This is a genomic window from Rhodospirillales bacterium (assembly GCA_016872535.1).
GTDB lineage: Bacteria > Pseudomonadota > Alphaproteobacteria > Rhodospirillales > 2-12-FULL-67-15 > 2-12-FULL-67-15.
Genome location: VGZQ01000097.1, coordinates 1 through 9,816, shown reverse-complemented (window position 1 = coordinate 9,816; position 9,816 = coordinate 1). Strand labels below are relative to the sequence as shown.

The window sequence follows — 9,816 nt, the reverse complement described above, 5'->3', positions numbered from 1 at the left end:
GGCGCCCGCGGCACCCGCCGCCCAGGCGCCGTCCGTCGCCCTGGCCGTCGGCCCGCGCGTCGCAATCGAAACCCCGACCCTCAAGGGCTCGTTCGCGCTCCAAGGCGCCCGGCTCGACGATCTGGTGTTGACGCAATTTTTCGAGAAGCCCGGCCGCAAGGGCGCGCCCGTGGCGCTGTTCCTGCCCAAGGGCCACAAGTCAGCCTATTACGCCCAGTTCGGCTGGGTCGGTGCCGAGGGTGTCGCGGTGCCGGGGCCGGATACGCTTTGGAGCGCGAACGGCCCGCGTCTCACTCCGGACAGCCCGGTCGTGCTCTCCTGGGACAACGGCCAGGGTCTGCGCTTCGAGCTGCACCTCGCCGTGGACAAGAACTATATGTTTACGGTCCGACAGCGGGTGATTAACGCGGGGTCCAATCCGGCGACGGTCTTTCCCTACGGCCTGCTCGCGCGTTCCGGCACGCCGGCGGTCTCCGACATCTACATTCTGCACGAAGGCCCGCTCGGCGTGCTGCACGACACGCTCAAGGAAACGACCTATTCCGACCTGCGCAAAAAGGGCACCGAACAGGACAAGTCCATGGGCGGCTGGTCGGGCATCACCGACAAGTATTGGCTCGCGGCCTTGATTCCGGATCAGGGGAGCGAGGCGACGCACCGTTTTCTTCACCGCAAGGAAGGCAACGAGGATCGCTACCAGACCGATTTCCTGCAGGCCGCCCAAGCCGCCGCGCCGGGCGGCGCGGCGGAAACCCGCACGCTTTTGTTCGCCGGCGCCAAGGAGCTCGCCCTGCTCGACAGCTACGGCGAGCAGTACAAAATTCCGCGCTTCGATCTCGCCATCGACTTCGGCTGGTTCTACTTCCTGACCAAGCCGATTTTCTACGCGCTGATCTGGCTCAACAAGCTCGCGGGCAACTTCGGCATCGCCATTCTGCTGCTGACCGTGGTCATCAAGCTTCTCTTCTTTCCGCTCGCCAACAAATCCTACGTGGCGATGAGCAAGATGAAGAAGCTGCAGCCGGAAATGATGAAACTGCGCGAACGCTACCTCAACGACAAGGTACGGATGAACCAGGAGCTGATGGCGCTCTACAAGCGCGAGAACGCCAACCCGGCCGCCGGCTGTTTGCCGATCCTGGTGCAGATTCCGGTTTTCTTCGCGCTCTACAAGGTGCTTTACGTGACGATCGAGATGCGCCACGCGCCGTTCTACGGTTGGATCGTCGATCTGTCGGATGCCGACCCGACCACCATCTTCAACCTGTTCGGCCTGATCCCGTGGCAACCGCCCGCGATCCTGATGGTCGGCGTGTGGCCGATCATCATGGGCGTCACCATGTGGCTGCAGCAGAAGATGAACCCGCAGCCGACCGATCCGATCCAGGCCAAGATGTTCATGCTGCTGCCGTGGATATTCACCTACATGCTGGCCAGTTTTCCCGCCGGTTTGGTCATCTACTGGGCGTGGAACAACGTGCTGTCCATGGCTCAGCAGTGGGTCATCATGCGCCGGATGGGGGTCCAGATCAGCTGATCGCTGGATCGGGCGAGGCGCGCTATAATTCTCCCGCAAACGCGGGAGGACGGCATGAGTCAACGCAAGACGGAGCTGCAGCGCATCAGCAAGGACCTCGAGCGGTTTCTCGGCGAACATTGCAAGCCGACGCCCGATGGCTATCACGATTTTGTCGGCGAAAGCTGCGACATGGCCTTTCAGATGCTGCAGGACACCCTTCGGCGGATGAGCGAGGCCGAAGCGGCGAAGAAAAAAAAGAAAAAAAACACGTGAGCGGCGCGGACGACGCAGCCGAGGACGTCGAATCCGGGCGGCGGCTGTTTTTGGGCCCGTGCCGCTTCGTCGCCGGCGCGGCGAAAGTCTCTTCCGTTCCGATGGGCGCCGGGCCCGAAGTCGCGTTCATCGGCCGTTCCAACGTCGGCAAGTCGAGCCTGATCAACGCCCTGGTCGGGCGAAGCGCGCTGGCGCGCGTCTCGTCCCGGCCGGGCCGCACGCGCCAGATCAATTTCTTCGATCTGGGCGGTCGGCTGATGCTCGCGGATCTTCCCGGCTACGGTTTTGCCCGCGCGTCCAAGGGCCAAATGGCCGGGATCGCCCGCCTCGCCGACGGCTACCTGCGCGGGCGGGCGGAACTGAGGCGCGTGTGCCTGCTGATCGATGCGCGCCACGGCGTCAAGGATTCCGACCGCGCGGCGATGAAGGTGCTCGACCGGTCGGGCCAATCCTACGCGCTGGTCCTGACCAAGGCCGACGCGGTTGCGGACGCGGTCCTGCGCGCGCACCGCGCCGCCGCCGCGGCCGAGGCCAAGACCCACGTCGCCGCCTTCCCGCGCGTCTTCGTCACCTCCGCGCGCGCGGGCCTGGGCGTACCCGAACTCCGGGCGCACCTCGCGGCGCTGGCGAGGGCGTAGGATTTCGGCCAATACCGACCGGAGAGGATAATAGCACCCCCACCCCATCCCTCCCCCATCGAGGGGGAGGGAGATTTAATTCAGGGTTCCCTCCCCCCTTGCGGGGGAGGGTTAGGGTGGGGGGTGTGCTTGGCATCCGTGATTCCGAGTACTAAAGTCCCGCCGCCCAAGCGAGGACGCCATGAGCGCGAAGAAAGGCAAATCGTCGTCGAAACCGCTCTCGCCCGAGCTGGAGAAATCCATGCTCGCGAAGGCGGCGGTCCTGCACGAGGCGCTGCCTTTCATCCGGCGCTACGCCGGCAAGACCTTCGTCATCAAGTACGGCGGCCACGCCATGGGCGAGGAGCGTCTCGCGCATCTGTTCGCGCGCGACATCGTGCTGCTTCGCCAAGTCGGCATCCGGCCGGTGGTGGTGCACGGCGGCGGGCCGCAGATCGGCGACATGCTGAAGCGCCTCAAGATCGAAAGCACCTTCGTCGACGGTCTGCGCGTCACCGATCGGGCGACCATGGACGTCGCCGAAATGGTGTTGTCGGGTTTGGTCAACAAGCAGATCGTGCAGGCGATCAACGATGCGGGCGGCTTCGCGGTCGGCCTTTCGGGCAAGGACGGCCATCTGGTGCGCGCCGAACGGGTCAAGCGCGTCAAACGCGATCCCGGATCGAAGAAAATCCGCACCCTCGATCTCGGCCTGGTCGGCGAGCCGAAGGAAATCACGCCGCACATCCTGCGCTCCTTCGAGCAGTCCGACATCATCCCGGTGATTGCGCCGATCGGATTCGGCTCAGGCGGCGAGACGCTCAACATCAACGCCGACACGGTCGCCGGCGCGATCGCCGCGGCGATCGGCGCGGTGCGCCTGTTCATGCTGACCGACGTCAAGGGCGTGCTCGGCCGCGACAAGAGCCTGATCCCCGAGATGACGGCCAAGGATGTCCGCGCCGCGATCAAGGACGGCACCATTTCGGGCGGCATGATCCCCAAGGTCGAAACCTGCCTCGCCGCGGTCGCGGGCGGGGTCGAAGGCGCGGTCGTTCTCGACGGCCGCGTCCCGCACGTGGTGTTGCTGGAACTGTTCACCGAACGCGGCGCGGGCACCCTGATCCGCGCCGGCTGAAATCCCCGCTCAGCGCTTCTGCTTCACCAGGTCGACGAGAAATCCGATCTGCCATTCCAGATCGTCGACGCCGAGCGGGTAGCCGCCGTCCTCGCGCGCGCGCAAAACATCGCGCGGGCCGATGGCGGCGAGTTTGCTCTGAATCTGCTCGGCGAGCCGGGCCGACAGTCCCGCCTTCCAGACCACCGCCGCGACGCCCTTGGCGCTTTTGTCGTGGAACGCCCGCTCGACGATCGCGCCGTCGAGCTTCGATCGCACCGCGAGCGCGGCGATGACGAAGGCGCGGTTGCCGCCCCGTGCGGAAGCGGCGATCGCATCCTCGCCGAGGCGGCCCTGCTTCATCAGCTGGCGGGCGCGTTCGAGCGCCTCGTCCGCCGATTCCTCGGGTTCCGCCTTGGCCTTGCCTTTCTTCTTGGAGGGATCGGGCAGATCGCCGTCCTCGATCCGTTTTTGCACGACGGCGCGGATTTCCTCCAGCACGTCGCTGGCGAGGTCCTGACGCTCCTCGAGCTGGTCGATCAGGCTGTCGGCGACGAAGCGGGCGATGCGGATGGCGGCCTTGCGCGGCAGCACCGGCCGGGCCACCAACGGCGCGTGCCACGTTTCGATGTCGATCGCGCGACTGACGATGCGATCGAGCGTTTCCTCGCGAATCTGCGCGCTGTGATTGGCGAGCAGCGCGGCGATGGCGTCGGTGTCGTTGGCGTTGACGATGGCGTCCGACACCTTCTCGCGCAAATCCTTGCGCCGGGCGATGGCCGCGCGGGCGCCTTGCGGCGGATTGCCGGCGATGATTTCGATCAGGTCCTCGTCGGTCAGCACCGGCGAAAACGACAGCACCGGCTCGCTGACGATCAACTCGGCGTCCCGCGCGAGTTGGCGGATGATCGCGGGCGGCGCGTCGGCATAATCCTTGAGCGCTTCGGACAGCGCCTGGCGGACGCGCGCGGCCTGGTCGCGGGCGAGAATCTCGATCGCCTCGTAGGCCATCTTGCGAACGCGGTCCTGCTCTTCCGCGCTCAGGCCGGGCGCGAGTTTGGCGATCTTGGAGGCCAGATCGCCGCGCACCGATTCGTCCTTGTCGCGGGCGAGCAGCAGATCGGCGTGCATCGGCGCGGCGGCGTTGCCGGCGATGGCGCGCCGCACGGCCGGTTCGGTGTCTTCGGCCAGGTAATAGAGAATTTCCGGCTTGAGATCGGCGCGGCTTGCCAGCGCGCGGCGCACGTTCACGTCCTCGTGGCGAGCAAGATCGCGCGATTCTTCGTAGTTCAGCGTATCGGGCAGGTCGGCGGCCGCCGAGTCTTTTTCGGCGTCATTGCCCTTGAACCATTTTCCGATCATGCGGTCTCTCCGTCGATCCGGCGCCCCGTCAGTCGTGCTGCGCCGCCGCGAGTTTGGCATAGAATTCGATCTGCCAAAGCATTTCGTCGTCGCCGAGCGGATAGGCGTCGCCGAGAATCGGCTTGATCACCTCGGCCGGCGCCACGCCCGCCAGCCGCTGCTGGGCGAGGACGGCGGTCTTCATCGGCATGCCCGCTTTCCAGACCAGCGACGTCATCGCCTTGGCGTTTTTTTCCGAAAGAATCCGCCGCCCGGTCTTGAGATCGACCTCGGCGAGCATGCACAGCGCGCCGAGCGCGAACGGAAAATCGTTCGATTGCAACGCCTTGTCGATCGCGGCGGCGTTGAGCCGTCCGGCGGCGTACATACCGTTGATCAGCTCGAACGGCGGATCGTCGCGCATCGGATCGGTCGCCATCATGGGCTTTTTGGCGGTCGCGCCGCCGCCGAGGCGTTGGTGCACCGCGTCCTTGACCGCGGCCGCCGTCTTCGGGTCGAGATCGGTGCGCCGGCTGAACATCTGCAGCACGTTGTCGGCGAGCATGTGGGCGAGCTTGGTCGCCGCGCCCGGCGACAGTTTGGGCCGGGTCGCCAGCGGCGCCTGCCACAACGCCACGTCGGCCGATTGGTCGATCAGGCGGTCGAGAGTCTCCTCGCGGATCTGGGCGCCTTTGTTGCCGAGCAGGTCGGCGACCGCGGAGGAATCGTTGGTCGCCGCGATCGCGTCCGAAACCTTTTCGCCGACCGTTTTGCGGCGCGCGATGGCGTTCAACCCGCCGGCGGCGGGGCCGGAGCGGATGATCTCGATCAGGTCTTCGTCGCTGAGAACCGGCGAATACTGCAGGACCGGCATCGCCACGGCGCTTTCGGCGTCGCGGGCCAGCGTCTTGATCACGTCGGGCGGCGCGCCGGCGACGTCCTTGAGCGCTTCCGCCAACGCCTGGCGGACGGCGACGATCTGGTCGCGCGCGAGCGCGCGCAGGGCGTCGTTCGCCGATTGGCGGATCTTGTCCTGTTCGTCGGGGGCGAGGTCGGGCAGGACGCGGGAAATCTTCGCCGCCAGGTCGCAGCGTACGTTGGAATCCGAGTCCTGGGCGAGCTTCATGTGGGTTTGATGCGGCGCGGCCGCGTTGCCGGCGACGGCGCGTCGGACCGAGGCGGTATCGTCCTCGGCCAGGTAATAGAGAATCTCGGGCGGCAGGTCGGCGCGTTTGGCGAGTTGCTCGCGCACGCTTTTGTCCCGGCTCGCGGCCATTTCGCGGGCCTGCTCGTAGGTCAGGGGGGCGACGGCGGCGGGCATCGGTTCATTCGGTCTTGACGGCGGGCGGCGGGGCGATGCGGTAGCCGCCCTTGCCGGCGCGTTTGATCGTGTACATCGCCTCGTCGGCGCGGGCGAGCAGGTTTTCGAGGGGCTCGTCGGTGGCCGGATCGTAGAGCGCGATGCCGACCGAGATGCCGAGCGGATGATCGGGATGGCCCGAATACTTGCGTAACCGTTCGCTCGCCTTGATCAACGTTTCGGCGCGCTTGGTGGCGACCTCGGGCGAAATGTTGTCGAGCCACATGGCGAATTCGTCGCCGCCGAGCCGCGCGATCTCGTCGCCGGGGCGCGAATACTCGCGCATCAAATCGCGCAACGCCATGATCGCCTCGTCGCCGCGCTGGTGGCCGTGCACGTCGTTGACTCTCTTGAAGTTGTCCATGTCGACGTAAAACATGGCGGCCCATTGCTTGTTGCGCCGCAGACGGGCGAAGCGGCGCGGGAGCTCTTCTTCGAAAAACGCGCGGCGGTTGAGCAGACCGGTCATGCCGTCGGTCAAGGACAACATCACGATCCGCTCGTGGTTGGCGAGCTGCTCGTTGGCGATGCCGAGCTGGTTGGCGACGTCGTGGATCAGCAGGCGATGATCGTCGTCCCAGGGCTCGCGGTCCTTGACGCGCCACATGGTGACCGCGCCGTTGACCTCGTTGCGGTATTTGGTCGGCGCGATCAGGACCGAAGCGTCGCCGAGGGCGATGGTCTCGACCCCCTTGTCGCCGGTATGGGTGGCGACGAAATCGTCGAGCCCCTCCGGCGCTTCGCCGCCGTAATAGGCGCCGACCTTGATGCGTTGGTCCGAGCCGCGCCGGTAGATGCGCGAACCCGCGGCGCCGAGCGCGCGCCCCGTGGCGGACGCCGCCGCGGTCAGCATGTTGGACGGATCGACCTCGTCGCGGATATTGCCGACGATGTAGCCGAGCAGTTGCTCGCGCTGGCGCGCCCGCGCCAGCGCCGATTCGCGCTCGCGCTCCTCGGTCAGGTCGCGGCACACGCCGCGCGCGCCGTGCCAGACCCCGGCCGCGTCGGAAACGGGCCGCGCCGCCAACAGCACGCAGGCGTGCGAACCGTCCTTGCGGACCATCCAGATTTCGATGTTGTCGACTTCGCGCTGGGTGACGAACGGCAGCGGCGAAAAATCCTCCGGATTGAAGACCAATTCGGCCGCCGCGCGGCCGACCAATTCCTCGGCCGAATAGCCGAGCGCGCCCTTGGGCGTGACGAAGGCGAAACGGCCCGCCTCGTCGGTTTCCCAGGTGAAATCGCTCGATACCTCGACCAGGTCCTTGTAACGCTGGCGCGATTCGACCAGGGCGGTGCGCAGGTTGCGCTCCATGGTCAGGTCGCGCGCGAGCACGATCGCGCCGCCGCCCGCGCTCCCTGTATTCACGTCCGGCACCACCGCGACCTCGATCACCACCTCGCCCTCGGCGCCCTGCAGCTTGATCGTGCCGGCGGCGATGGCGCCCTCGCGCGCCGCCCGATCGATCAGCAGGCGCGCATCGGGGATGGCATCGCGCTCGAGCAGCGCCTTCAAGCCGAGGCCCTTGGCGTTGGCCGCGCGCACCTGGCCGTCCGCATCCACCCGCAGCGCCGCGCCGGGATATCCCTCGAGGACGCGGCTTGCGTCCGCGTCGGCGTTCGGGGAGGGGGCGTCCGAGGAAGGCGTTGATCGAGGCGTATTGCCCACGGGAATTCTGTCTCACTTCCGGTTCGAATGGGGTACGCGCGGGGGCGCACCATATCCAAGGCCCGATTATAGCGCCAGTAGGAACCTGCCCCAGGGGTCGGAAGCACCCCTTGCCAGGGCGCTGTTCGCGCCGCACTTTTGCGCCATGGCCCCCCCGGCGAAACCGACCCCCGCGTCCTCCCCGCCCGATCTCTCCCGAATCGAGGCGTGGGTGTTCGATCTCGACAACACGCTCTATCCGGCGAGCTGCCGGCTGTTCGCCCAGGTCGAGGTCCGCATCCGCGATTACGTGGCGCGCTATCTCGGCCTCGACGCCGACGCCGCCTTCCGGCTGCAAAAGACTTATTTCCGCGACCACGGCACCACCATGCGCGGCATGATGAGCCGTCACGGCATGGATCCGGAGCCGTTCCTCGCCTACGTCCACGACATCGATCTGTCGGCGATCCGGCCCGACCCGGCGCTCGACCGGGCCCTCGGCCGCCTCGAGGGCCGCAAGATCATTTTCACCAACGGCTCGACCGCGCACGCCGAGCGGGTGATGGAGCGGATCGGCGTCGCGCGCCATTTCGAGGCGGTGTTCGACATCGCCGACGCCGATTACGTGCCGAAGCCCGAGCCGCGCGTGTACGACGCCCTGGTGCGCCGCCACGGGCTCGCCGCGCGCGCGACCGCGATGGTCGAGGATATCGCCCGCAACCTGGTGCCGGCGGCCGAGATCGGCATGACCACGATTTGGGTTCGCGGCGGCGCCGGCCGTCCCGCCGACGGCCTCGATCCGCCGGACGCCGATGTTCTTGCCGCGGTCGATCACGTGGTCGACGATCTCGTCCCGTGGCTCGTCCGCTTGACCGACGCGCGGTCCCGCCGACAGGCGGGCGATTCGAAGATTCCCCGCGCGCGCCAAAAGAAGCGTTCCGAACGAGGTTGACCATGACCGACCCCGCGCCGCTCCCGCCCTCGTTTTTCGACGCCTATACTCCAGATCAAATCGCGCTCCGCGTGGAAAAAGTCGGCATCGCCAAGGCCGGCCTGTCGACGCTGCCCCTGTTCGCGCTCGCGGTGCTGGCGGGGGCGTTCATCGCCTTCGGCGCCATGTTCTTCACCGTCGCGGTCACCGGAAGCCAATTGGGCTTTGGCCCGACCCGTGTATTGGGCGGGGTCGCGTTCTCGCTCGGCCTTATTCTGGTCGTGATCGGCGGCGCGGAACTGTTCACCGGCAACGTGTTGATGGTGATGGGTTGGGCCGCCGGCAAGGTCGCGACGCCGGCGTTGCTGCGCAACTGGGGCATCGCCTACGTCGGCAACTTCGCCGGCGCGGCGGCGATGGCCGGGCTTGCCCATGTCGGCGGGTTGTTCGCCCTTGACGGCGGCGCGGTCGGCGCGACCGCCCGCGCGGTGGCCGAAGCCAAGGCGGCGCTGCCGTTCTGGACGGCGTTCGGCAAGGGCATCCTGTGCAATACGCTGGTCTGCCTTGCGGTGTGGCTCTGCTTCGCCGCCCATTCGGTGATCGACAAGGTCTTCGCTATCCTCTTTCCGATCGCGGCCTTCGTCGCGCTCGGCTTCGAACACTCGATCGCCAACATGTATTTCATTCCGGCGGGCGCGCTGGCGGGCGGGCTCCAATCCGGCGTATCGGCGGCGCTGGTCGCCAATCTGGTGCCGGTGACGCTCGGCAACATCGTCGGCGGCGGGGTCTTCGTCGCCGCGACCTATTACGTTATATACTTGCGCGGGCGCGCGGGCGGTTGAGACCGAGGATCGAACCATGAGCGAAACGGAACGTAACGAACGGCCCGAAACCCGGCCCGCGTGGCTCGCCGCGCTCGGCCTGACCCGGCGGGTGGCGTGGATCGTCGTGCTGCTGGTGCTGGCGCCCGGAGCGCTGCTGTTCGGCGGCAAGCAGATGGGATGGTTCGG

The 9,816-nt window shown here is 67.0% G+C and carries 9 protein-coding genes; 6 read left to right on the top strand and 3 right to left on the bottom strand.

What is annotated here, in order from left to right; all coding sequences use genetic code 11:
• The 4 genes from yidC to argB all read left to right on the top strand — a co-directional run.
• Positions 1-1,537 (top strand): membrane protein insertase YidC (yidC, locus tag FJ311_14585; GenBank protein ID MBM3952666.1); only part of this gene is annotated, 1,537 nt, incomplete at its 5' end.
• Between the two features lie 54 nt (positions 1,538-1,591).
• Positions 1,592-1,792: a hypothetical protein gene (locus tag FJ311_14580; GenBank protein MBM3952665.1), complete on the top strand. Its 201-nt coding sequence runs from the start codon at positions 1,592-1,594 to the stop codon at positions 1,790-1,792.
• Positions 1,789-2,430 (top strand): YihA family ribosome biogenesis GTP-binding protein, encoded by a 642-nt coding sequence (locus FJ311_14575; protein MBM3952664.1) that lies wholly within the window; start codon positions 1,789-1,791, stop codon positions 2,428-2,430. Before FJ311_14580 ends, FJ311_14575 begins: the two co-directional genes overlap by 4 nt.
• 181 nt (positions 2,431-2,611) lie before the next feature.
• On the top strand, positions 2,612-3,547 hold the full coding sequence (argB, locus tag FJ311_14570) for an acetylglutamate kinase (GenBank protein ID MBM3952663.1): 936 nt from the start codon (positions 2,612-2,614) through the stop codon (positions 3,545-3,547).
• A 9-nt stretch (positions 3,548-3,556) separates the two neighbouring features.
• Here argB and FJ311_14565 read toward each other — a convergent pair whose 3' ends face one another.
• The 3 genes from FJ311_14565 to FJ311_14555 are packed head-to-tail and all read right to left on the bottom strand — an operon-like array spanning position 3,557 to position 7,896.
• Positions 3,557-4,888: a DUF2336 domain-containing protein gene (locus FJ311_14565; protein ID MBM3952662.1), complete on the bottom strand. Its 1,332-nt coding sequence runs from the start codon at positions 4,886-4,888 to the stop codon at positions 3,557-3,559.
• Positions 4,889-4,916: 28 nt separating this feature from the next.
• Positions 4,917-6,188 carry a DUF2336 domain-containing protein gene (locus FJ311_14560; GenBank protein MBM3952661.1) on the bottom strand — a complete coding sequence of 424 codons (1,272 nt, stop codon included), beginning with the start codon at positions 6,186-6,188 and terminating at the stop codon, positions 4,917-4,919.
• 4 nt (positions 6,189-6,192) lie between these two features.
• Positions 6,193-7,896: a diguanylate cyclase gene (locus tag FJ311_14555; protein ID MBM3952660.1), complete on the bottom strand. Its 1,704-nt coding sequence runs from the start codon at positions 7,894-7,896 to the stop codon at positions 6,193-6,195.
• 145 nt (positions 7,897-8,041) lie between these two features.
• On the opposite strand from FJ311_14555, the gene FJ311_14550 reads away from it, so the two are divergent.
• The gene (locus FJ311_14550; GenBank protein MBM3952659.1) at positions 8,042-8,827 is read left to right on the top strand and encodes a pyrimidine 5'-nucleotidase; all 786 of its coding nucleotides are present in this window, start codon (positions 8,042-8,044) and stop codon (positions 8,825-8,827) included.
• A 2-nt stretch (positions 8,828-8,829) separates the two neighbouring features.
• On the top strand, positions 8,830-9,648 hold the full coding sequence (locus FJ311_14545) for a formate/nitrite transporter family protein (protein MBM3952658.1): 819 nt from the start codon (positions 8,830-8,832) through the stop codon (positions 9,646-9,648).
• Positions 9,649-9,816: the final 168 nt, after the last annotated feature.